This is a genomic window from Paenibacillus sp. J22P59 (genome assembly GCF_059383895.1).
Genome location: NZ_JBXENX010000001.1, coordinates 705,110 through 728,970, shown reverse-complemented (window position 1 = coordinate 728,970; position 23,861 = coordinate 705,110). Strand labels below are relative to the sequence as shown.

The following is a 23,861-nucleotide window of genomic DNA, read 5'->3' as shown; positions in this document are numbered from 1 at the left end:
GAATAGGTTTGTATGGGGTTTTATGGAATTGTAACATATTATAAATTAATTGCAAACTGTTTGTTAACATACTCTTTACTAAGCCTCGCTACTACGTCCTCTTCTCCTTCCCTTATATTGCTCCGATTGGAGATCCTTCGACTTTCGAGCAGTCCTCGCACTTTGGAATATCCATAAAAATCCAACTGTTTTATGTGTTTAATCTTAATACGGATCTAATTACAGTCACCTATATTTGCAACTAATCCGTACTAAGTTAAAAATTGATAGCAACGCGCGGATAGCCCCTCCGCTGCGCCAAACATGGCTAAAACGGAAAAACAAATCAAGAGGAGGAGGTCAAGTGAAGAAATTAATCATTTTAGGAACGGCATAGGAAACTTATCGAACTATTGTTTTTGTTCAATGGCAAAGGATGACCCATACTTTTCTGTTTCTTATTGCATAGACTAGATGTGCAGACCGTTTTTCTGGACCTTCTCTTTGGAAGGTCCCTTTTTACTTGTGTTCTCTTTTATGAGTTTGAGAATATCCTCCTGCAATTAAAATAACCAAGTAACCCAGTAGGACAGTATAACTAAAGTGAACAGAACAGTCACGGGAATAACGACGACCGTTACTTTGAAATATTGTCCCCAGCTTATTTTGACACCGCCCTTTCGAACGATATGCATCCACATCAAGGTCGCAAGCGTTCCGATCGGAAGGAGAAGTGAACCCATATCGCTGCCAATGACACTCGCCAAATAAGAGATTTTCAAGGTGAGGGGATCGAGTCCCATATTCATCAATGTAAGGGTTCCGATCATTAAAGCAGGATGGTTGTTAAATATATTGGAGAGCACGCTTAGAAGCGCCCCCATTAGAACACTTGCATTCAGCAAGCTGCCGGAAACGACAGGCTGAAGGATCTGGATAAGCCATTCTGTTAATCCGATATTGTTCAACCCGTAGATAATGACATACATGCTAAAAGCGAATATAAGAATATACCACGGCGTTTTTTTCAACATATCGGCAGGAGAGATTTTTAAATAATACCATCGCCATATAAGCAAGCAAGAGGAGCCAATAACAGCCATTAACGAAACGGGAAAGTGGAGATAGGAGGCGAGGAATAAGCTTACCCTAACACAGAATACGAAGATGAGTATATTGCGCATAAACCTCGTGTTATTGCCGGGGGTTAAAGAATCTTGTAAAGGATGATGGCCGGGCATAAGCTTCCATTGCTTCATCCGGGGGAGCTTCTTTGGCAGGCTGCGGTAGAAGGTTAGAAATAATAGACTGGTAAGAAGAAGGAGCCCAAGCGAGGCAGGAACGAACATCATTGCGGAGTGCATATAGAGGTCCATATTTACAATTTTGAGTGCGATAAGATTCACGATATTGCTTACGCCAATAGGAGCGCTTGATGCGGTTGCAATTAAAGCTCCTGAGATGAGGTACGGTATTTTTTGATGATTTTTCAATCCCATATTTTGCAGCAAGAGTAATAATATCGGCGTTGTTATCAGGATGCTACCATCGTTATTCACGAATAGGGTCATCAGAAAGCAGAATAGGTTAGTTAACCAAAACAAGCGTATGCCTGATCCCTTCGCTTTTCTCATGAGCAGCTCTGCTGCCCAATAAAAGAAACCAAAGCTTTCCAAAACGATAGCCATTACGATCGTTGCCATAATCGTCACGGCGGCTCCGCTTATCGTTGCTGTGATTTCTCCCAAATCGGACAAGGTTACACTGCCGCTAAGTAAGACGAGAACGGCACCAATAGTTGCCGGAATTGCTTCATTAACATGGGGGCGCCAAAAAATAAATCCAAGGGTTAGCAAGAACGAGCAGATGGTTATAATAACCGTTAAATCGTGCATAGGTCATCCTCTTTTCAAAATGAAAATTGTCTGCCTCAAATAATCAACTCTCCTTTATTCAGGTATGCGGAGCTGCCAACATTCACTATTCTACTAAATGCACATTTCTTTCCTCCTCTCAAAACGATCAGCTATATTAGAATATAATATATATATACGTACGGGTTATATTGTTCGTACTGGTCAATGTCCTGCTTGCTATGAAAATCTGCTAGTGTCAATTGAAGATAAATGCCGTTAGCTGACACCTGACGACAATGGATAGTTGACTATAGCCCAGCAATAAGCAAAAAAACAAATGAGCCTCGGCAGTATTGCCGAGGCTCATTTGAAGTGTGAGGGTCTTGAAGAAGCTGCACCTTGTCTTGCTTAATCTCGGCTCTGAATAACGATTAACACACCTTCTCTTATCGTTATGCTGCCAACAGGCTCAATGAGAACGTTACTGATCCCAAGGGATTGTCCGATCGTAAGCGTCGCCTCTTGCAGTGGATATTGAAAGCCCTGAAGAGTTACGCCTGCGGCCTTCTCTGTCAGTGGAAGCAATGAGACGTTGCTGTAATCGCTTCGCTGGAGTTGAAGTTGATCAGTTGCAAGACGAATGGCATTATGCTCATCTATTATTGAAGCTGTAATTCCTCGTTCTATAGCAAGAGCAAGAAGGTGGACATTGGCAAGGGAGTGATCGAATCGGCTTCCGAGTGCACCCAGCAGATGGATTTCGGCAGGCTCTCGATCAAGCGCGCTGCGGAAAGCCATTTCTGTATCTGTGTAATTTTTGTTAATAGAATCACAAGCTGCCGTCTCACGGCTTATGCGTTCAATCACCTGCATTTCCTCTGCTGTTACGGAATCAAAGTCTCCGATAGCCAGATCAGGAGTGTAGCCGCGTTCAATCAGGAATAAAGCACCCTTGTCTGCACCAATCAGTACATCCCCAGGGTGTATATGCGTAAGGGCCCAGTCGCCCAAATGGCCACCGCTGCAAATAATAATTCGTTCGTTCATTGGGATTCTGTCCTCTCTATATCCATACTTATTGATGTCAGTATATAGCGAACTCTATTCGCAAAACCAGTCTTTTTGTCGAAACCAGCCGTTTATTAGCAAAATTATTCGTTGCGAAACCGTATAAGCAAAGCTAAAATGAGGAGGGATATTGCCGACTCGGATGGAGAAGCGGGAAATATGAAGCGGAGGAATAAACGTTGGATTGGGACATTTTTGGCCTATTCAGTATCATCGGTACAGTTGCATTCGCAGTAAGCGGAGCCATTGTGGCGATGGAAGAGGAATATGACATTCTAGGCGTTTTTGTGCTTGGATTGGTCACAGCATTCGGAGGCGGCGTACTGCGGAATGTGTTGATTGGTATCCCTGTGACAACGATATGGAGTCAAGGGAGTTTACTGAAGATTGCTATTATTGCGATGCTCATTGCCTTTTTCCTTCCGGCTTCATGGATATTTAGGTGGCGTAAAAGCGAGGCTTTCTTCGATGCGATTGGGTTATCCGCTTTTGCGATACAGGGGGCCCTATATGCGAGTTCAATGAACCATCCCGTCAGCGCAGTAATGGTTGCTGCTATGCTGACTGGAATCGGCGGCGGCATTATACGAGATGTGCTTGCCGGAAGGAAGCCTCTAGTGCTCAGAGATGAGATCTATGCCGTTTGGGCCATGCTTGCAGGACTTGTGATCGGTCAAGAAAAGTTTCAATCCAACATGGAATTATTAATTTTATTTGTTATTATTATTACTTTACGGATGCTCTCGGTCTATTACAAATGGAAGCTGCCGCGGAGATCGTTAAAGTTCAAGGTAATGGATGATAAGGGAATTGAGAAGCAGGGAGGATTATCATGAAAGCACGTGTAATTTTTGTTTGTCTGGGCAACATTTGCCGCTCGCCAATGGCAGAAGCTGTGTTCCGCAGCATTGTGGAGCAAGCCGACTTGACCTCGGTGATAGAGATCGATTCGGCAGGAACAGGGGATTGGCATCTTGGACATCCGCCGCATGAAGGAACCCGCAAGCAACTGGACAGCAGGGGGATTTCCTGTGAGGGAATGCAAGCTAGACAATTCACAGGTGATGACAGCCATTCCTTTGACTATATCGTCTGTATGGATACGAAGAATGAAGCTGATGTACAGGCCATCATCGAAGCATCTGGCGTTAACAACCACGGCCGTGTATTTAAGTTTATGGACCTTCTTCCTGATAAAGGGATTACAGATGTTCCTGATCCTTATTATACAGGTGACTTCGATTTTGTTTTTGATCTAGTGCAAGAAGGCTGCAAGAAGCTGCTAGAGCGCGTGAAGGCAGATTTATCTCTGTAGTAATGGAACACAACAAGAGGCATGTCCGAGATGATTACATCCGGGCATGCCTCTTGTTGTTTTTATAGCAAGAAATACTTAAGGCCCTCAGGAAGCTCTTGCTGCCAGAAGCCCCATTGATGCTTGCCGTCCTTCTCTTTGTAGCTAACTCTTGCTCCCCTGTTCTCCAGCAAAGATCTAGCGTCCCGATTTATCGCGACGAAGTCGTAGATGCCAGTATCCGTCTCGAAGTCAGTCTCTTGCAATCCAACGATCATATAGATGTCCAGCCACGAAAGATCGGGCTGATTAGACATAATATCGCGGGACGCATCGTAATAAGCACCGGAGAGGGAAAGGATGCGATGGAACAGATTCGGATAAGTCAATGCAAGATGGAAGGAGACAGTTCCGCCTAGCGAGTCTCCAACCAGAAGCCTTTGGCCAGCTTCTCTTCGAACAGGATATTTCTCTTCAATATAAGGAATGAGCTCTTCGCCAAAGAACCGGACATAATCATGATGACGCTCTCCATCAGGCGTGTATTCGGAAGTGCGGACCTTTTTGTCTACTTCGACTCCTACAATGATAAAAGGCTCGACGCCGTCATCGAGAATGATTTGATTGGCAATCGTTGCAATCCGGCCAAAGTTGAATATGTCTTCACCATCCTGGCAATATACAACGGGGTAGCTAAGGATCTCATTATAGCCGGGGGGGAGGTAGACTCGCAGGCTGCGTTCTCCCTCTGGCAAGTATTTGCTGGAAACGTTTTCTTTCAATATCGTACGTTTTAAATATCGTTCATCTGTCATTCGATAATCCTCCGTGTCTGAATGGAATAGGGGGCATGTGGGTAAACAATAGTAAGGGATTCCGACAAAAGTCGGAATTGTACAGGTCTTAGCTCCTATCTTGAGGAGAACATGAGATTGTACTATGCTGTTATACTGTAAAATCAGGTCTGTTACATATACAATTTTGTGAGTAAATCGGTTAAATGAGCGAAAAAGCAACGGTTTTTTTGTTTTTTGCTTTGACCATTTTCGGTAAACAGGTTTATAATAATTCTATAACAGAGAGCTACGATTTTCAAATATTAAAGATTGAGGTGAGCGTTCAAAATGAGCAAACTGCCATATGAAGTTCAAACAGAACCCGTAAAACCGCTAACCGTGTTGTCGCTCGATGGTGAAGTCGTTAACCCGGAATACATGCCGGAACTGACTGACGAGCAATTAAAAGAAATTATGTACCGTATGGTATTTACTCGTACTTGGGACGAGCGTGCTGTTAACCTTGGCCGTCAAGGTCGTCTTGGTTTCTATGCGCCGGTATCCGGTCAAGAAGCTTCGATGGTTGGTAGCGAATACGCTTTGAATAAAGATGATTTCATTTGCCCTGGCTACCGCGATATGCCGCAGCTGGTTTGGCACGGCTTGCCGTTGTATCAGGCATTCCTATATTCCCGCGGTCATCAAACTGGCGGACAGATTCCAGAAGACGTTCACGTGCTTATGCCGCAGATCATTATCGGTGCGCAAGTACTGCATGCAACAGGCGTTGCAATGGCGTTCAAGAAGAAGAATGAGAAACGTGTAGCCATTACATATACAGGTGATGGCGGTTCGTCTGAGGGTGACTTCTACGAAGGCATGAACTTCGCGGGTGCATTCAAACTTCCGGTTATTTATGTCGTTCAGAACAACGGCTATGCAATCACAACGCCTTATGCGAAGCAAACGGCTGCCTTGTCGGTTGCTCACAAAGCTATTGCAGCTGGAATTAAAGGTGTTCAGGTTGACGGCATGGACGTACTTGCTGTAATCAAAGCTGTACGTGATGCAGCAGAGAGAGGCCGTAATGGTGAAGGAGCAACTCTTATCGAGATGATTACTTACCGTTACCGCCCTCACTCCATGGCAGATGACACTTCCAAATATAGAACGAAGGATGAGGAAGCTGAATGGGCTCCGAAAGATCCGCTCGTTCGTTTCGGTAAATATTTGGAGAGCAAAGGCCTATGGTCAGATGAAGAAACAGCGCGCGTGAAGGATGAAGCGAAAGCTACTGTTAACGAGCAAATCAAAAAAGCAGAATCTGTTGAGAAAATGACAGTTGCCGGATTGATTGACTCCATGTTTGAAACGACCCCACAGCATCTGGAAGAGCAAAAAGCAGATTTTTAATAAGCATAAAGTGAAGGAGGAGAATGAGACATGGCTCAAATGAATATGAAAGAAGCGATCCGTGATGCAATGCGCGTGGAGCTTAAACGTGATCCAAGCGTAGTGTTGTTCGGTGAAGATGTCGGTAAAGTTGGCGGCGTGTTCCGTGCGACAGAAGGGCTTCAGGCTGAGTTCGGTGAGGAACGTGTATTTGATACTCCGCTTGCGGAATCCGCTATTGGCGGTTTGGCAGTAGGGATGGGTATTCAAGGCTTCCGTCCAATTGCTGAGATTCAATTTGTAGGCTTTATTTTTGAAGCGATGGATCAAATGTTCATCCAAGCAGCACGTATGCGTTATCGTTCCGGCGGTCGCTACAACTCACCAATCGTATTCCGTACGCCATTCGGCGGCGGCGTAAAAGCGGCAGAGCTTCATACAGACTCCTTGGAAGGATTGGCTGTGCAAACTCCAGGTATTAAGGTTGTTATTCCATCGAATCCTTATGATGCCAAAGGTCTGATGATTGCTGCTATTCGCGATAATGACCCTGTATTCTTCATGGAGCATCTTAATCTGTATCATGCATTCCGTACAGAAGTGCCTGAGGAGGATTACACTGTTGAGATCGGCAAAGCTAATGTTGTGCGCGAAGGCAGCGATGTAACGATTATTGCTTACGGCATGATGGTTCATACAGCTGTCAAAGCGGCAGAAGAGCTTGAGAAAAACGGCGTTAAGGCTGAAGTTATTGACCTTCGTTCATTGGTGCCTCTTGATATCGACACGATCGTTGCTTCTATTAAGAAAACTAACCGTGCTATCGTCGTTCAAGAAGCACAAAAAACGTCTGGCGTAGCAGCAGAAGTTATTGCTCAAATTAATGAAAAAGCAATTCTTCATTTGGAAGCACCTGTTCTTCGTGTGGCAGGCCCGGATACCGTATATCCATTTGCTCAAATCGAAGATGCATGGTTGCCTAATCCTGCTCGCATCATTGCGGCTGTTAATAAAGTACTGGAATTTTAGTCATTCCTAACAACTAACAATGACATTCATATAAGCGCAAAATGTAAAGGAGGGTACCCCAAGTGGCAAAATTTGAATATCGGTTTCCAGAGCTGGGTGAAGGTCTGCACGAAGGCGAGATCATTAAAGTGCATATCAAACCAGGCGATAAAGTAACGGATGATGACATTATATTGGAAGTACAGAACGATAAGGCGATTGTCGAAGTCCCTTGTCCAGTTAACGGTACTATACTTGAAGTGCTTGTGAAGGACGGTCAAGTATGCCATGTAGGCGAAGTGGTTGCTCTAATCGACGCAGAAGGCGAAGTGCCGGAGCAAGCAGCTCCAGCTACAGAAGCGCCAAAAGCGGAAGCACCAAAAGCAGAAGCGCCTGCAGCGCCAAAAGCGGAAGCTGCGCCTGCTCCGGCAGCAGAAGCTTCTGAGGCACCAAAAGCGACTGGTGGTCTTGTACTAGCTACACCAAGCGTGCGTAAATATGCGCGTGAGCAAGGCGTGGATCTGACTCAAGTGAACGGCACTGGCAAGAATGGCCGTATTACACGCGATGATGTGAATAGCGGCGGCGCTGCAGCTCCAGCAGCAACAGAGGCGGCTCCTGCTCAGCAAGATGCAGCTGCGGTTGCAGCTCAAGGTGCTGGCGAGGCTAAGCCTGCTGCAGTAGCAAGCGGATCAGTCTACCGTCCAGAAGAGCGGGTTCCATTCAAAGGCATCCGTAAAGTTATTGCTAACGCAATGTCCAAATCGGTATACACAGCTCCACACGTTACAATTATGGATGAAGTGGATGTTACTGAGCTCGTTGCATTGCGTACAAAATATAAGCCTTATGCTGAGCAAAAAGGCTCCAAGCTTACTTACCTGCCGTTCATCGTGAAGGCCCTGGTGGCTGCATGCCGCGAGTTCCCTATCATGAACGCTACGCTGGATGAAGCTAACCAAGAAATCGTTCTGCGCAAATATTACAATATCGGTATCGCTACAGATACGGATAACGGCTTGATCGTTCCAGTTATTGACGATGCAGATCGTAAAAATCTGTTCATGATCGCTGATTCGATTCGTGACCTTGCGGTTCGCGGCCGTGATGGCAAGCTAAGCGGAAGTGAACTCAAAGGCAGTACAATAACAATCTCCAACATCGGCTCTGCTGGCGGCATGTTCTTCACACCAGTTATCAACTTCCCAGAGGTTGCAATTCTTGGTACGGGCCGTATTTCGGAGAAGCCAGTTGTTCGCAATGGCGAGATCGTAGTTGCACCAGTAATGGCATTGTCCCTAAGCTTCGACCACCGTCTGATCGACGGCGCAACAGCGCAAAACTTTATGAACTACATCAAAAAGCTACTGGGTCAGCCAGAGCTATTTATCATGGAGGTGTAAGGTATGGTAGTAGGAGATGCTTCACTAGATATCGATACTCTAGTCATTGGTGCGGGTCCCGGCGGTTATGTTGCGGCGATTCGTGCTTCCCAGCTTGGACACAGCGTTCTTGTTGTAGATAAAGAATATGTTGGCGGCGTGTGCTTGAATGTTGGATGTATTCCTTCCAAAGCACTTATCTCGGCTTCTCATCAATATGAGTCCATCAACCATGCGTCGGCGTTCGGTATTACAGCGAGCGACGTGAAGGTTGATTGGAACAAAGTGCAAGAATTCAAGAACGGCGTCGTTAAGAAATTAACTGGCGGTGTAGCATCGTTGCTGAAAGCGAATAAAGTGCAATTTTTCAGCGGCGAAGTGATGTTCATTAATGAGAACGAAGCACGCGTCTTCAACGATCAAGAAGCGCCGCGCTACCGTTTCAAAAACTGTATTATCGCAACAGGCTCCCGTCCGATTGAGCTGAAGGCATTCCCATTCGGCAACCGCATCGTTTCTTCCACAGGCGCTTTGTCGCTGCCTGAAATTCCGAAGAGCGTAATCGTAATTGGTGGCGGCTATATCGGTATTGAGCTTGGTCAAATGTACTCGAAATTCGGCACGAAGGTGACGGTAATCGAGGGCGGAGATACTATTCTGCCAGGCTTCGATAAAGATATGTCTTCGATCGTAGCGAAGAAGCTTAAAGGCACGAAGGTTGATATCGTAACAGGTGCCCTGGCGCAAAGCGCTGAGCAAACGGATAAAGATGTTACCCTTACTTATAAAGTAGGCGACAAAGAAGAGAAAGTAACAGCAGATTATCTGCTTGTAACCGTTGGCCGCCGTCCAAATACAGATGGTGATCTCGGCCTTGAGCTGGCTGGCGTTAAAGTAAGCGACCGTGGCCTGGTTGAAGTAGATAGCCAATGTCGTACAAGCAATCCTAACGTATATGCAATAGGCGACATTATCGCTGGTCCAGCACTTGCTCACAAAGCAATGTACGAAGGCCGCGTTGCTGCAGAAGCTATCTCTGGCTTGCCTAGCGTTATTGATTACAAATGTGTTCCTGCTGTATGCTTCTCCGATCCAGAATGCGCAAGCGTTGGATACAGCGAGAAGGAAGCGAAAGAAAAAGGACATAACACGAAGGTTGGCAAATTCCCATTCGGAATCAATGGTCGTGCGCTGTCCCTTAATGCAACAGATGGCTTCGTAAAAGTGGTTGCTGATGCTGATTCCGGTCTTGTACTAGGCGCGCAAATCATCGGTACAGAAGCTTCCAATATGATTGCAGAGCTTGGACTTGCAATCGAGATGGGCGCTACGCTTGAAGATATCGCCCTGACTATTCATGCTCACCCTACACTAGGTGAAATCGTGCTGGACGCTGCTGAAGTAGCGCTAGGTCACCCGATTCATACTGTGTCCAAATAATTAGCAACATTTGCTAATGAAATAGAATTAGAGGTCACGCAGCTGCTTCACAGCTAGCGGGCCTCTTTTTGCATATCCTATATAATCAGCGAAGGGGAGCTGGATGAATGGAGCAGATTGGAAAGCCGGCGCAAGAATCAAGAACCATTATGACACAGATCATTTTTCCTCTCGACACGAATCATCACGACACGATGTTTGGCGGCAAGGTAATGGAATACATGGATAAAGTAGCAGCAATTGCGGCAATGCGTCATTCCCGCATGCAGGTTGTAACCGCCTCTACAGACAGTCTGGATTTTCTAGCCCCTATCAAGGTCGGTGAAGTGATAGAAGTAGAAGCTTACGTAACCTGGACGAGAAAAACATCTATGGAGGTCTATGTTAAGGTTCAGTCTGAGAATTTATTCTCAGGTGAACGAAAGATTACGGTGACGGGGTTCTTTACTTTTGTAGCTGTTGATTCCAGCGGCAAGCCAATACCAATTCCTCCTGTTCATCCAGAGTCTGAAGAAGAAATTCAGTTTTATCAGACAGCTCCAGTACGTTGGCTGCTGCGTAAGCAGCGAAAGCAGGACAGACAGAACGTGCTGTGATAAAATAGATCCGTATAACGTTTATGCTTATGGTACTGGGAGGATCGAAATAAATGAATAGACAAACAAGCGAGAATGAATATTTGGATCTTCTGCGACATGTGCAGGAGCATGGAACGAAGAAAGAAGATCGCACAGGAACAGGCACGATCTCAACCTTTGGTTATCAAATGCGGTTTGATCTGAGCAAAGGCTTTCCTTTGATTACAACCAAGCGGGTACCGTTCCGCCTAGTTGTGAGTGAGTTGCTGTGGTTCATAAAAGGGGACACCAACATCCGTTATTTGTTGCAAAATAATAATAATATATGGAATGAATGGGCCTTTAAAAAGTGGGTTGAGAGTTCCGATTACACGGGACCGGATATGAACGATTTTGGGCTGCGCATTCATACTGATGAGACATTCCAGCAGCAATATCAAGAGCAAATGGATTCTTTTAAAGAGCGGATCTTGCAGGATGACGCATTTGCCAAGCAGTATGGCGAACTAGGCAATGTCTATGGCAAGCAATGGAGAGAGTGGAAAACCTCGCAGGGTGATACGATGGATCAATTGCAGGATGTTATTGCGACAATCAAAAAGAATCCGGATTCCAGAAGGCTGATCGTGTCTGCGTGGAATCCTGAGGATGTTCCGACTAATATGGCGCTGCCGCCATGCCATACGATGTTCCAGTTCTATGTATTGGAAGGGAAGCTATCATGCCAGCTTTATCAACGCAGCGGTGATATTTTCCTCGGTATTCCATTCAATATCGCCAGCTATGCCTTGCTGACCCATCTGGTAGCTCATGAGTGTGGCCTTGAGGTCGGTGATTTCGTGCATACGCTTGGGGATGCCCATATCTATTCCAATCATACGGAGCAAATCAAGACGCAGCTGGAACGCGATACAAGGCCGCTTCCGACACTTAGGCTCAATCCGGATGTGCATTCTATATTTGATGTGAATGTTGAGGATATAGTGCTCGAAGGGTATGATCCTCACCCTACAATAAAAGCACCCGTAGCGGTGTAGAGACAGGAGAAGCTTATGTCGATTACAATGATTGCTGCTATGGATCGCAACCGTACAATTGGAATAGGCAATAGGCTGCCTTGGCGCCTGCCTGCGGAGATGGCTTATTTTACACGCGAAACGATTGGCAAGACGGTGGTAATGGGGCGCAAGACATTCGAGTCGCTCCCTAAACCGTTGAAGGATAGACGAAACGTTATTCTAACCCGCCAAAGTGATGCGGCTTATGAAGGCTGTGAGGTTGTCCATTCTGTTCAAGAAGCAATAGACCGCTATGGAGACAATGAAATGATGGTTATTGGCGGGGCGGATATTTATGCGCAATTTCTTCCTTTTGCCGACAAGCTATTATTGACTGAGGTTGATGTCGAAGTGGCTGAGGGTGATGCTTACTTCCCTGAGCTAGCTGAAGAACAATGGGAACGCACCCATGTCCAGCCAGTATTGAAGGATGAACGGAACATTTATGACTTTACTTTCCAGACATTTGAGCGGAGAAATCGAGCTTAAATCGCATTTTTATATCAATTTACGAACAATATGTCATATAGTGCAAATCATTGTACGGATAGTCCATTAACGAGAGCTGACGAACATGATAGGATTTCTTAAAATGGTGTTTATTCTATGAAATCTTTGATATTGAATAATAGTCAGATTCCCGATATAGTTTGAAAGAGAAGCATGGCTAAACGGGAATAATCGGATGGGGGAAATGCGATCATGTCTACACCTACTGGATTTATGGAATTTCAACGTGAGCTTCCAGCCGATCGCGATCCGCTTGAGCGGATTCATGATTGGAAAGAGTTTCATAAACATTTGTCTAATGAACAGCTTAAGACACAGGGCGCGCGCTGCATGGATTGCGGAACCCCGTATTGTCATACAGGAATAGAGCTTGCAGGATCGGTATCGGGCTGCCCGGTTAACAACCTGATTCCGGAGTGGAATAATTTAATTTATCGCGGAATGTGGCGTGAAGCGCTGGATCGCTTGCACAAGACGAATAACTTCCCCGAGTTTACTGGCCGTGTATGTCCAGCGCCTTGTGAAGGCTCTTGTACAGTGGGACTTATCGGTGATGCGGTAACGATCAAGTCAATCGAGCAGGCGATCATTGACCGCGGCTTTGAAGAGGGCTGGGTTGTTCCGCAGCCTCCGAAGGTGCGCACAGGCAAACGAGTTGCTGTCGTAGGCTCTGGTCCTGCCGGAATGGCAACAGCTGCGCAGCTGAATAAAGCAGGTCATACCGTTACCGTGTATGAGCGTGCGGATCGTATCGGCGGCCTTCTGACTTATGGTATTCCGACGATGAAGCTGGAGAAGCATGTCGTTCAACGACGTGTAGATATTATGGTCGAAGAGGGCATTGAATTCATTGTGAACACGGAGATTGGGAAAGATATAACAGCACAAGAGCTCGTTGAGAATTTCGATGCGGTTGTATTATGTGGAGGCTCAACGAAAGCACGTGATGTAGAGATGGAAGGACGTCAATTGAATGGCGTACATCTTGCGATGGATTATTTGAACGGAACGATCAAAAGCTATTTGGATTCTAATCTGGAGGACGGGAAATACTTGTCCGCCAAAGATAAAGATGTCATCGTCATTGGCGGTGGAGATACAGGTACGGACTGCGTTGCGACAGCCTTGCGCCATGGTTGCAAATCGGTTACTCAATTCGGTACCCATGCGAAGGCGCCGCTGGAGAGAGATAATATTCACAATCCATGGCCGCAATTTCCTAACGTCTACACATTAGATTATGCACAAGAGGAAGCAAAGGCATTGTTCGGCGAAGATCCTCGTGCATTCTCGGTATTGACGAAGAAATTCGTAGGTGACGAGAACGGGAATTTGAAAGAGCTTCATACGGTTCAGATTGAACGGACAGTTGACGAGAATGGCCGCAAAATTTATAATGAATTGCCAGGCACTGAGAAAGTATGGCCGGCAGATCTCGTATTTATTGCGGTAGGCTTCGAGGGTCCAGAGAATACGCTAATTAATCAGTTGGGACTGGAACAAGACCGTCGTACGAATGTAAAAGCTGCTTATGGCAAATACACGACGAATGTAGATAAAGTATTCGCAGCAGGCGACATGCGCCGGGGACAAAGCTTGGTTGTATGGGCGATTAACGAGGGTCGTGAAGCGGCACGCGAAGTAGATAAATATTTGACGGGATCAACGCTGCTGCCATAAGGCTTAGAGCTAATCTCCCAATGATTTGAACTGAAAAGCGCCCTAGGGCGCTTTTCTTGTCGTGGCTGCGTATTGCTTCATAACGTTCAGGGAGGATAACACAAATGATTAAATACGGACTGGATACAGTTACGGAATTGAACTTCATTGCTTTCCACGCAGGCATTGAACGCAGAGATGATCAATGGGTCGATATTACGCTTCAATTCGAGCTTCATTCCGATACGCCAATTCCCGATGATTTGATCGATTTCAGCGGCCTTGTGATCTGCACATTAGGCGGGAGCATTGCTCAAATCGTACCGCAGGATGAAGATACAGATTGTGAATATCAATTTACAGCCTTTGAAAAAGAACAGATCATAGCTTTCATAGAAGGTGACGAGATCCAACAGCGAATTCAGAATCTATCCTCCCCAACGTAAGGAAAGTTGTGGTAAAATCGGTATGAGATAACCCAAAGGGGCGATTCGCATGCCAGCAGAGGAAGCTTTCGTTTTGTCTGAGGCGGATGTTCGAAATATTCGAACCTATGTACAGCATAAATATGCCGCTTTGCCGCAGGATAAACGAGCGGAGATTGTAGCCGACGCTGTCAATCGTATTATACATAAGCAACTGCCAGATTTCGATGAATTGATGAAGCGCCAATTGACAGCCAGCCTCATCCGCTCTACTGTCCTGGACCGCCAGAAACCTGTTAGAGCAGGTGATATTTTCGAGGCATGTCTGGTGTTGGATCGACATGATGCCAGTTTTATGGAGCCTTTTCATCGTTGGGTAGAAGAACAGTTGAATGAGAACGTTAGTTATGAGCGGTTCGCAGCGAAACTGGAGAAGTTGGCCGTTGATCATGAAGTAGCTGATACGTTCACAAGGCATTCTTCAGAGGGCTTAAGCTGGCAGCAGTTCAAGAGGATTGTACGAGAAGAAGGGGGAACCTCCCGCTCCCGAGCGGAGGGGAATGAGTCTGTTCTAGCCGAAGTCATTCCTCTGCCAGTACACGCAAGCGGACAAGCACACCCATTAATAAAGAGAAGAATTGGGCGGCGAACATTTGTTTACAGTATGTTATGTTTATTATTAATCGGATCGTCATTGCTGTATGGCTGGTCCTTGCTGCAGGACTCTTCGAACAAGGTGGTAGAGCAGGGCTCAGTGAAGCCTGATCGACCTCTTGCTGAAGCTCCTCCACTCGATGGGCTGCCACCTGAGCTGAGATATGTTGAGATTGATAGATCGAAGCTTGCTGCGTATTTGACGTCCAAGCAATCGGCACTCGCAGGACAGCCCAATATGGATGCTATTATCGGGGCAGCAAAGGACTTCGACATTCATCCTGTCATTCTATTTGCAATAACGGGGCAAGAACAAGCTTTTGTTCCGAAGACGAACAAGCAATGGAAGCAGATTGTGAATAATCCGTTCAATGTGTTTCACAGTTGGAAGGATTATAATACGACTTTGCAGGACTCAGCAGAGATTGCTTCACGGACGATCGTTCGCTTGAGTAAGAAGCGTCCTGATAATATAGACCCTTTTACATGGATCAACCGAGAATACGCAGAAGACCCGAAGTGGTCGGATGGCGTGCGCACAATATTTAACGCGATGTTGCGTTATTTAGAGACGCCAGGCGAGAAGTAAAGAGGCGATTTATTGAAGACGTTAATTATTGCGGAGAAACCGGATATGGGCCGTACAATAGCTGCAGTGGTTGAACCAAAAGCAGTCAACCGTCGAACCTATCTGGAGGGTGACCGCTACATTATTACATGGGCAATCGGACATCTTGTCTCATTGGCCGAGCCAGATCAGTATGATGCACGATATAAGAAATGGAATGCGCAAGATTTGCCGATCATTCCGGATTCCTTCAAGCTGTGGCCGAATCCACGGACGAAGGATCAGCTGAAGACGATTGGCGAGCTTGCCAAACGATGCGGCAAACTGGTCAACGCCTGCGATGCCGGGCGAGAAGGCCAGCTTATTTTTCACTTGATCCGTCGTTATTTGAAGCTTGCCCAGCCGACAGATCGGCTATGGATATCTGATCTAACGCCGGAAACAATCCGTAAAGGCTTTGATACGCTGCGCAGTGATGATGATTACGAGCCTCTCACACGGGCTGCAAGAGCTCGGAGTGAAGCTGACTGGCTGATAGGCATGAATGCTTCCAGAGCCTTCACAATCAGGCATAAAGCGCTGCTGTCAGTCGGAAGAGTGCAGACACCTGTGCTTGCACTGCTCTATGATCGGTACAAAGAAATAACGGCATTTGAATCTGATGTCTATTTTGTCGTTAAAGCGGCGTTCAAGCAAGAAGGGTTCACGTATGCAGGGATTTGGCAGGGTGACCGCATCACTGACAAAGAAAAGGCCGATGCTTTGGCGGCTAAGACAACCGACAAGCCTGCCGTTATCAAGGATTATCAAGTTACTGAGAGCAAAGAGTATCCTTTTCGGTTATATGATCTGACCTTGTTGCAAAGGGAAGCGAATGGCAAGTACGGTTACTCCGCCAAAAAAACATTGGATATCGCGCAAGGCCTATACGAGAAGCACAAGGTCATTACGTATCCGCGGACGAATTCCAACTATGTAACAGAGGAGAACCTGCCCGTCATGCAAAAGGTATTGACGATGCTGCAAGGAACCGATTCGTACAGAGAGCTGGCTGGAGGAGCGGATAGAAGCCGTGTGCATAAAGGCAATAAATCGGTATGCAATCCATCTAAGGTAGAGGATCACCATGCTATAATGCCAACACCTAAGCGAGCGTCAGGGCTAGGGCAGGAAGAGCAAAATATTTATGATATGATCGTCAGAAGATTCCTCTCTCACTACTATCCTCCTGCTGTCTACAAAAACCATACGGTGCTGACTGAGGTAGAAAGTGAGATCTTCCGTACCAAGGCCAAGGAGGAGCTGGAGCCCGGCTGGAAGGTTGTACAGCAGCAAGATACGTCATCCAGCTCCCGCAAAACCAGTAAACGCAAGGGCAATGACGATTCGGCGGCTGATGAGGAAGAGATGGTCATGGATCAGCCATTTCGTCTTGAGCCTAATAATGGCGTTCATTGTGTGAGCACGGAGGCACTTGAGAAAACAACACAGGCCCCTAAGCCTTTTACCGAGGGTACGCTCCTCAAAGCGATGGAGAGCGCAGGCAAATCAATGGAAGATGATGAGCTGCGGGAGGCCATGAAGGATACAGGTCTTGGGACGCCAGCCACCCGGGCAGCCACGATTGAGAGGCTCAAGCATGTCGGGTATGTACAGTTGACGGGGAAGCGACTTGAAATCTCTTCTAAGGGCTGTGCTGCAATTGAGCTTATTCGGGGAGCTGGCGTTGAACTGTTGGCTTCTCCTGAGATGACAGGGCGCTGGGAGCAGCGGCTGCATCAAATCTCCAAGGGCGAAGCCTCCGATGATCAATTCATTGCGAAGGTGAAGCAGTTTGCGACTATGATCGTGGATAAAGTGCGTTTGCAACGTCCTGCTGCTCCGGGAACCTTTGAGGAACGCGAGGAAAACAAGCGAGGCGGAGCTTCAGCCAAAAGTACAAGTCCACGCAGTAAAGCCAGCACCACACGTACTGACAAGATAACCACTTCTAAGAGTACTGGGCAGTCAACTTCTTCTTCGAATAAGTCCGTTATGGAGCGTGAGCCGATTTCGAGTTGTCCAAGATCGGGCTGTCGCGGAACAATTATCGAAGGAAAACGTGGATATGGCTGCAGTGCCTTCCGTGAAGGCTGTACGTTTGTTATTTGGAAGGAACAGCAAGGCAAGCAGATTTCATTGCCGATGGTGAAATCGCTTCTTGCCAAAGGAGCAACTAATCAGCTCACCTTCAAGCAAGAGGATGGCAGCAGCAGGAAGGGCAGGCTGGTCTTAACGGACCGCGAGCGCGGTACGGTATCATTAAGATTGGAGTAATTCATCAACATAGAGGAACGATTTGAACATGTACAAGATTGCTCTATAGCGTGAGAAACCATAAGCATCTCTAAGTTGACAAAGCGAGTATCATAAAAACTCGCACAGCTTAGAGGTGTTTTTTTGCATGGAAGAAGAGTACGTTAAGAAAAAAATCCGAATAATGAGATATTTTCACAGGATCAATCGTGTTGTAAGTAGGAGGCGAATAAATGGAAAACAATTCTTTATTGCGTACGGATAAAGAGTTGGCTGAACTCTATCAACGACATGTCGATCATGTGTACAGGCTGTGTTATATCTATTTGAAACATCCCGTTGATGCAGAAGACGCTGTTCAATCTGTATTTCTAAAGCTGATTAAGATGCAAATGGTCTTCAATAATCACGAGCATGAAAAAGCATGGTTAATCGTAACGACCCGGAATTACTGTAAAGACATTCTTAAAAATTGGTGGACAACTCGTCGTGTGGCTCTCGATACCTTGCCAGAGATTCCTTCCTGGAATGGTGCTGAGCCGTCAGGGAAGGTGCTAGCCCGACTGCTGTCACTTCCCGAAAAATACAAAACGGTCTTATATCTTTATTATTTCGAGGATTATTCGGTAAAAGAATTGTCAGAGATGCTCGGACACAAGGAAAGCACGATCCAGACGCAGCTTGCGAGAGGCCGCAAACGCCTTAAGCTGGATATGGGAGGGGAATTGGATGAGTAATGATAATATGAAGCGGCTGTTCGAAGTCTTTACTCCTACAGCTGAACAGAAAGAAAAAATGCTGCAGAATATTCTACCGCAAAGAGAGAATGTAAATACAAGTCGCAGCAGGCGTGCCTCCATAAAACGCGTAAGGGCTGTAGTGTTGGCAGCTGTGCTGATCGTTTGCTTAACGACAACAGCATTTGCAGCCTATCGGGGATTAGATAATACCTTTCTAAAATTTCTTAATCCAGCTAATCAGGAGCAGGCCGCATATTTATCCAACGGTGCTTATGTCGTGAATGAACAAGTGACCAACGAGCAGGGGACACTTACCATAAAGCAAGTAATTGGTGACAGCAATCTGACCTATGTCTTAATGGATTTTACAGCTCCTGAGGGTACTGTATTAGATTCTGCCCGATATCGTTTTCAATATCCAATGATTACTACTAGTCAAGATTATCACGGTACAGGGTTCATGCTAGTGGACGACGAGAACCCTAAGGACAATAAAATTAGCATGGTCATGAACATTATGACCAAACATGCACTAGCGGGTGACACGGTTCAAATTAAATTCAACAATCTAGAAGCAGCAGAACCATTTCCGGGAATTTTCACAACCGTTTTATCGGGCACTTGGGAAACCTCCTTTAAGCTGGATTTCAAAAATTATTCTGCCGTCTATCAGCCGGGACAAAGCATCACCATGTTTGGCTATCAGGCAGTAGTAAAAACACTGTCGGTCTCGCCCATTTCAATTTCTTTAAAGCTTGAAAGCAAATCATTCAAAGAAATTAATGAAGCGGTCGAAGGGTTAAAGGAAATCGGTGAAAATAAACATTCGGATGATTATCCCATTACGATCAATTATAAAGATGGCACCTCAGAAACGACAAGCATTTTTAATGGCTTGCATTTGACGGAGGGGAATCAAATGCTTACGATTAAAACCTTTGAACAGGTAATAAATGATAAAGAAATCGCATCTATCGTATTTTTTGGTGAGGAGATTCCAGTCGACAATCCGCTCTCGGTGGTTCAGTAGCAAAAAGAAGAGGATATATCTTATTTAGTTTCTTCTATTAATAATTAATGATATAAATCATTCATTTAAGCTATTATATGCTGAGAAAGCAATGAAAGAGATGACCAGAATAGCATAAGACTGCAGAAGACCAATGAATTAAGGAGGTGAGATGATGGAGGAGGACAAGTACTCATTCCCATTAGGTAAATTTGTACCGGTGGAGCAGTCGACAGCACAGCAACGTGAGAAGTGGATAACGGCGATCGCTGACATTCCAGGGGCACTATCATTGAGCGTTAGGAACTTGAATGAAGAGCAGATGCTTACTCCATATCGTAGTGGTGGTTGGTGCGTACAGCAGGTTGTTCATCATTTGGCCGATAATGATATGAATGCTTATATTCGCTTTAAAAGAGCATTAACAGAAGAGGCACCAATCTCAGGCTCCTATCGGGAAGACTTGTGGGCTGAATTAAGCGATTATCATATTACGCCTATACAAGTCTCGTTAGCTCTTCTTGAGTCCCTGCATCAACGATTTGTCATCTTACTTCGTACGCTGTCACCAGAGCAATTTCAACGTACTTTTATTAGTCCTACACACGGAGCTATGTCTCTTGACATTGCGATGCAAAGATATGCTTGGCATGGTCGGCATCATATTGCCCAGATTGATTCGTTAAAGGAGCGCAAAGGCTGGATGTGAACTAGTAAATAAGCAGAAGGGCTGTACAAATTCCGTCATTAGACGCAATTGTACAGCCCTTCTCTAAGTATATTCTAACGGTTCAAATAATTGTGAATAGTAGTCGGGACTTCAACTAAATGATCTAATGTGAAGAAGGCGCCTTTGGGCAGCACTTCGATCTGAATCACATTATAATGCCATTCCGTCGTCTGGGTCTTCATATGGATGGCGTGAATACCGGCTGTTAATGCCGGGACGACATCTGTACGAATGGAGTTGCCAATCATCCAAGTATGGGAGCGGTCGAAGCCGCCTTCGAATAAAATGCTTTCCAATGCTTCATTGTTCTTATGTCTGCGGATGTAGATGCGAGAATCGAAGTAGCGCTCTAAGTGAAGCTGTTCAATCTTGCGACGCTGAATTGTAATCTCCCCGCCCGTATACAGATGAAGCTCATGACCGCTAGAGGCAAGAGCATCAAGCGTTTCTTCCATATTTGGATAAGGCTCTGTCTCATGTTCATATACACTTAGACCAAGCTTCCATAGCAAGTCCTGTTCTTTGGAGGAGGGCTTGCGTCCAGTCAGCTCGCTAAAGTAGCGATAGGTATCTATGAACGACTGAGGGAAATGCTCGCTCTTAAAGCCAAGCACAGCAATGCCAGCAATATCAATCTCGGTCTGCTTACTGCGGATGTTCTCAGTCGTTACTCCCTCATACCCAGAGAACCAAGTCGTCATTGCGTCTACAAACTGCTCAATGACGAAATAGAAGTACTTATTACAGTGAATAAGAGTGTCGTCCAAATCAAAAAACAAATGTTGCTTCATATAAAGCTCGGCTCCTTTGATGAGAGTACGTTGTATGACCAATCTACCGCATCGGAACCATTTCGTCAAACACCATGGCATTGATAAAAAAAGCAAATCCACATATTTTATGCCCATCCTCCTCATAATGAGGATGGAGGTGATAAATATGCCGATCAATAAAAGCGATAAAACAAAAAACCAACAGAATTTCTCCAGGTTTAAGCAGGAAGCGATAACTGTAAATATGTCTAAGTTTGCGAAGCGCCCACCGAGCATGAACGGTATTAATAAGCACCTGCCATAAATAACAGAGTAAGAACAGATGAGCTGCTGGCAGTTGCAAGGCCAGCAGCTCATCGGTCTATCTATCTGGATTAAGCATATTTCAACTGTGAAGCATACAGCTTATTCTTAATAAATGAAATCCGGCGGCGAATATAGAAGTCCAGACTGTCACCCCTTAGGTCATTGGGTGAGATCACCTCCTCTGCGCGGTTATCGATGATCGTTAATGTACCGTCGGCATAAAACTTAAAAGTTAAGTCTCTGCATGGCCATCCCTTCTCTTCATAACGAAAGTTCTCGCAGCTATTATTCATGGTGATTCAGCCTCCCTTAATGGATGAAGTCCAACTTAATTTAGAACGTTTGTTCTTGTTTTTATTATATCAAACATTTGTTCGTGTGGAAACTGTTTTTTGTTTCCCGTAAACTAGATTAATAGAACAGCGATGCGATAGACAAAGGGGCGCGAATGATGATTAGAATAAAAGAATTGACCAAACAGGTGCCCGGAGGACCGAAGCTGTTGAATGATATAAGCTTCGAGGCTTATCCAGGCGATTTTATTGCGATAAAAGGGGCTAGCGGAAGCGGCAAATCGACGCTGCTGAAATGCCTTTCCTTACAAGAGAAATGGACAAGAGGCAGCTATCGTTTTGATGGTGTTGATATATTTAAGCAGGGCCTGTCAGGGAAGATGAAAATTCGCCGTGAAGTAGCCTACCTAGAGGAGAAGCCACAATTATTCCTTAATAAATCAGGTCTCAAAAATGTCATCATCGGTTCGGTGTCACAGACGCCTGCATGGCGGAGATGGACAGGCAAGCTTAGAAATGACGATTACATGGGCGCAATGGATATGATCGAGAAGATGGGCCTTCTCGATAAAGCACATTTGGAGGCTTCCAAAATGAGCGGAGGAGAACGCCAACGGATTGCGATCGCTCGTGCTCTCGTTCACGGCGCTAAGGTCATCGTTGCCGATGAGCCTGTGGCGGGACTCGATCCGCATACCGCGGACAAGGTACTCTCCGATTTGAAGCGCTCCTGTCAAGAGCAAGGCATCATTGTCTTTGCTGTTTTGCATCAAGGAGATTGGGCAGAGCGCTTCGCAGATCGAATTATGGGGCTTAATAATGGTGAATTGGTCGTCGATGTAAGAGGCAGACGATTGACTGAACGGGAGAAAATGCTATTGTGAGTGAAATTAAGCTGAGGCTAATTGAAGAGCATGAGCTGGAGCAGGCTCTTCTCTTGGAGCAGCGCTGCTACAGTGCGGAAGCAGCTGCTACGGAGGAGGGTTTCCGCTATCGTTACCGTCATTATCGGTCTTACTTCTGGTCTGCGTGGTCAGGGGACAGACTTCTTGGTATTGCGAATGGGGTCCGAACAGCATCTATTGCATGTGACGATGAGCTGAAAGGCGATCATTCCGATTTATCCATCGGCAGTAACTTTTGCATTCTGACAGTCGCAGTAGATGCGGATGCAAGACGCTATGGCATCGGCAGTAAATTACTGAGAAGGATAGTATCTGAATGTGATGAGAAGCAGCATCAGGCGATTATTCTGATGTGCGAGAGGCATCTTATTTCCTTTTATGAAAGAGCGGGCTTTGGCTATGTTGGCATAGCTTCTTCTACCCACGGCGGAATAGAATGGCATGAGATGAGACGTACTATGCATACAATGGAGAATCTTACCGAATAGGCAGGTGTCTTCCATATGGCGTTTCGATCTCCTGTAATTGTACAATCCTCCCGAGCTGCTTTCCCGAAGGCTGAGCTGTGGATTCCTTACGTAAGTGGCGGATCAAGCGAGGCTGCCATACAAAAAATCAATGAATCTATCCAGCACAGCGTTCAGCAGCTAGTTGCTGATCAGGGTTCTCTTGATGATCCCCGATCCGAGATGCAGGGCTTCTACGAGCTCAAGACGAACGAGAAGGATATTTTGAGCTTATCTTTGTTCAACTATGCTTATACGGGAGGGGCACATGGCTTAACGCTCCAGAAGTCGTTGACCTTCCGTGTATCTACTGGTGAAGCTTATACGCTCCCATATCTTTTCAAGACAGGGAGCAACTATGTAGGACGGCTATCGGATCTGATTAATGCTCAAATAAAGGAACGAGACATTAGTACGTTGGAGCCATTCAAGGCAATTAGGCCGGATCAGGACTTTTATATTGCAGATCGTGCGCTTGTGATCTATTTTGCTCTTTATGAACTGACGCCTTATGCGTTCGGATTTCCTTATTTCCCAATCTCCATCTACGATATTGAAGATATAATCAATGATAACGGTCCGTTGGGCGCTATGGGTCAAAATAATTGATCGTACAAGCCGAATAATCGTATTTTTCGTTTCTGTTTCAGCTTCGTA

At 45.7% G+C, this 23,861-nt stretch carries 24 protein-coding genes; 19 read left to right on the top strand and 5 right to left on the bottom strand.

Annotation, left to right across the window (positions count from 1 at the left end):
* Positions 1-542: 542 nt before the first annotated feature.
* Together AC50YO_RS03265 and AC50YO_RS03260 are read right to left on the bottom strand one after the other, a co-directional pair.
* Complete coding sequence (locus tag AC50YO_RS03265; protein WP_494843105.1) at positions 543-1,874, bottom strand: ArsB/NhaD family transporter; 1,332 nt, start codon at positions 1,872-1,874, stop codon at positions 543-545.
* A gap of 369 nt (positions 1,875-2,243) precedes the next feature.
* Positions 2,244-2,882 carry a thiamine diphosphokinase gene (locus AC50YO_RS03260; RefSeq protein WP_494843102.1) on the bottom strand — a complete coding sequence of 213 codons (639 nt, stop codon included), beginning with the start codon at positions 2,880-2,882 and terminating at the stop codon, positions 2,244-2,246.
* A gap of 200 nt (positions 2,883-3,082) precedes the next feature.
* Between AC50YO_RS03260 and AC50YO_RS03255 the strand changes: the two genes are divergently transcribed.
* On the top strand, positions 3,083-3,739 hold the full coding sequence (locus AC50YO_RS03255) for a trimeric intracellular cation channel family protein (RefSeq protein WP_494843099.1): 657 nt from the start codon (positions 3,083-3,085) through the stop codon (positions 3,737-3,739).
* Positions 3,736-4,218, top strand: coding sequence for a low molecular weight protein-tyrosine-phosphatase (locus AC50YO_RS03250; RefSeq protein ID WP_494843095.1), 483 nt, complete (start codon positions 3,736-3,738; stop codon positions 4,216-4,218). Before AC50YO_RS03255 ends, AC50YO_RS03250 begins: the two co-directional genes overlap by 4 nt.
* Before the next feature lie 62 nt (positions 4,219-4,280).
* Here the strand turns inward: AC50YO_RS03250 and AC50YO_RS03245 are convergent, their stop codons facing one another.
* The gene (locus tag AC50YO_RS03245; protein ID WP_494843093.1) at positions 4,281-5,012 is read right to left on the bottom strand and encodes an alpha/beta hydrolase; all 732 of its coding nucleotides are present in this window, start codon (positions 5,010-5,012) and stop codon (positions 4,281-4,283) included.
* A gap of 309 nt (positions 5,013-5,321) precedes the next feature.
* On the opposite strand from AC50YO_RS03245, the gene pdhA reads away from it, so the two are divergent.
* From pdhA to AC50YO_RS03175, 14 genes are all read left to right on the top strand, one after another.
* Positions 5,322-6,386, top strand: coding sequence for a pyruvate dehydrogenase (acetyl-transferring) E1 component subunit alpha (pdhA, locus tag AC50YO_RS03240; protein ID WP_494843091.1), 1,065 nt, complete (start codon positions 5,322-5,324; stop codon positions 6,384-6,386).
* Between the two features lie 30 nt (positions 6,387-6,416).
* The gene (locus AC50YO_RS03235; RefSeq protein ID WP_494843089.1) at positions 6,417-7,394 is read left to right on the top strand and encodes an alpha-ketoacid dehydrogenase subunit beta; all 978 of its coding nucleotides are present in this window, start codon (positions 6,417-6,419) and stop codon (positions 7,392-7,394) included.
* 62 nt (positions 7,395-7,456) lie between these two features.
* Positions 7,457-8,776, top strand: a complete 1,320-nt coding sequence (locus tag AC50YO_RS03230) for a dihydrolipoamide acetyltransferase family protein (RefSeq protein ID WP_494843087.1) — start codon at positions 7,457-7,459, stop codon at positions 8,774-8,776.
* Positions 8,777-8,779: 3 nt separating this feature from the next.
* Positions 8,780-10,195 (top strand): dihydrolipoyl dehydrogenase, encoded by a 1,416-nt coding sequence (gene lpdA / locus AC50YO_RS03225; RefSeq protein WP_494843085.1) that lies wholly within the window; start codon positions 8,780-8,782, stop codon positions 10,193-10,195.
* 107 nt (positions 10,196-10,302) lie between these two features.
* Positions 10,303-10,791: an acyl-CoA thioesterase gene (locus tag AC50YO_RS03220; protein WP_494843080.1), complete on the top strand. Its 489-nt coding sequence runs from the start codon at positions 10,303-10,305 to the stop codon at positions 10,789-10,791.
* Between the two features lie 53 nt (positions 10,792-10,844).
* Positions 10,845-11,810, top strand: a complete 966-nt coding sequence (locus tag AC50YO_RS03215) for a thymidylate synthase (RefSeq protein ID WP_494843075.1) — start codon at positions 10,845-10,847, stop codon at positions 11,808-11,810.
* 15 nt (positions 11,811-11,825) lie between these two features.
* The gene (locus tag AC50YO_RS03210; protein WP_494843073.1) at positions 11,826-12,320 is read left to right on the top strand and encodes a dihydrofolate reductase; all 495 of its coding nucleotides are present in this window, start codon (positions 11,826-11,828) and stop codon (positions 12,318-12,320) included.
* Positions 12,321-12,533: 213 nt separating this feature from the next.
* On the top strand, positions 12,534-14,021 hold the full coding sequence (locus AC50YO_RS03205; RefSeq protein WP_494843071.1) for a glutamate synthase subunit beta: 1,488 nt from the start codon (positions 12,534-12,536) through the stop codon (positions 14,019-14,021).
* A 104-nt stretch (positions 14,022-14,125) separates the two neighbouring features.
* Positions 14,126-14,446, top strand: a complete 321-nt coding sequence (locus AC50YO_RS03200) for a hypothetical protein (protein WP_494843069.1) — start codon at positions 14,126-14,128, stop codon at positions 14,444-14,446.
* A 49-nt stretch (positions 14,447-14,495) separates the two neighbouring features.
* A complete protein-coding gene (locus tag AC50YO_RS03195) occupies positions 14,496-15,668 on the top strand; it encodes a hypothetical protein (protein ID WP_494843067.1) in 1,173 nt (390 codons plus the stop codon).
* A 12-nt stretch (positions 15,669-15,680) separates the two neighbouring features.
* Complete coding sequence (locus AC50YO_RS03190; RefSeq protein ID WP_494843065.1) at positions 15,681-17,963, top strand: type IA DNA topoisomerase; 2,283 nt, start codon at positions 15,681-15,683, stop codon at positions 17,961-17,963.
* A 212-nt stretch (positions 17,964-18,175) separates the two neighbouring features.
* Positions 18,176-18,679, top strand: coding sequence for an RNA polymerase sigma factor (locus tag AC50YO_RS03185; protein ID WP_494843063.1), 504 nt, complete (start codon positions 18,176-18,178; stop codon positions 18,677-18,679).
* The gene (locus AC50YO_RS03180) at positions 18,672-19,712 is read left to right on the top strand and encodes a DUF4179 domain-containing protein (RefSeq protein ID WP_494843061.1); all 1,041 of its coding nucleotides are present in this window, start codon (positions 18,672-18,674) and stop codon (positions 19,710-19,712) included. Before AC50YO_RS03185 ends, AC50YO_RS03180 begins: the two co-directional genes overlap by 8 nt.
* Before the next feature lie 154 nt (positions 19,713-19,866).
* Positions 19,867-20,400: a YfiT family bacillithiol transferase gene (locus tag AC50YO_RS03175; protein WP_494843059.1), complete on the top strand. Its 534-nt coding sequence runs from the start codon at positions 19,867-19,869 to the stop codon at positions 20,398-20,400.
* Positions 20,401-20,474: 74 nt separating this feature from the next.
* On the opposite strand, the gene AC50YO_RS03170 is transcribed toward AC50YO_RS03175, so the two are convergent.
* A complete protein-coding gene (locus AC50YO_RS03170; protein ID WP_494843057.1) occupies positions 20,475-21,212 on the bottom strand; it encodes an HAD family hydrolase in 738 nt (245 codons plus the stop codon).
* A 356-nt stretch (positions 21,213-21,568) separates the two neighbouring features.
* On the bottom strand, positions 21,569-21,793 hold the full coding sequence (locus AC50YO_RS03165; protein WP_494843055.1) for a hypothetical protein: 225 nt from the start codon (positions 21,791-21,793) through the stop codon (positions 21,569-21,571).
* A 158-nt stretch (positions 21,794-21,951) separates the two neighbouring features.
* Between AC50YO_RS03165 and AC50YO_RS03160 the strand changes: the two genes are divergently transcribed.
* Genes AC50YO_RS03160 through AC50YO_RS03150 form a run of 3 tightly spaced genes read left to right on the top strand, consistent with a single transcriptional unit; the run spans position 21,952 to position 23,813 of the window.
* Positions 21,952-22,677, top strand: a complete 726-nt coding sequence (locus AC50YO_RS03160; RefSeq protein ID WP_494843053.1) for a phosphonate ABC transporter ATP-binding protein — start codon at positions 21,952-21,954, stop codon at positions 22,675-22,677.
* Positions 22,674-23,186 (top strand): GNAT family N-acetyltransferase, encoded by a 513-nt coding sequence (locus tag AC50YO_RS03155; protein WP_494843051.1) that lies wholly within the window; start codon positions 22,674-22,676, stop codon positions 23,184-23,186. The genes AC50YO_RS03160 and AC50YO_RS03155 overlap by 4 nt, the downstream gene beginning before the upstream one ends.
* Positions 23,187-23,201: 15 nt before the next feature.
* Positions 23,202-23,813: a DUF3298 and DUF4163 domain-containing protein gene (locus AC50YO_RS03150; protein ID WP_494843049.1), complete on the top strand. Its 612-nt coding sequence runs from the start codon at positions 23,202-23,204 to the stop codon at positions 23,811-23,813.
* Positions 23,814-23,861: the final 48 nt, after the last annotated feature.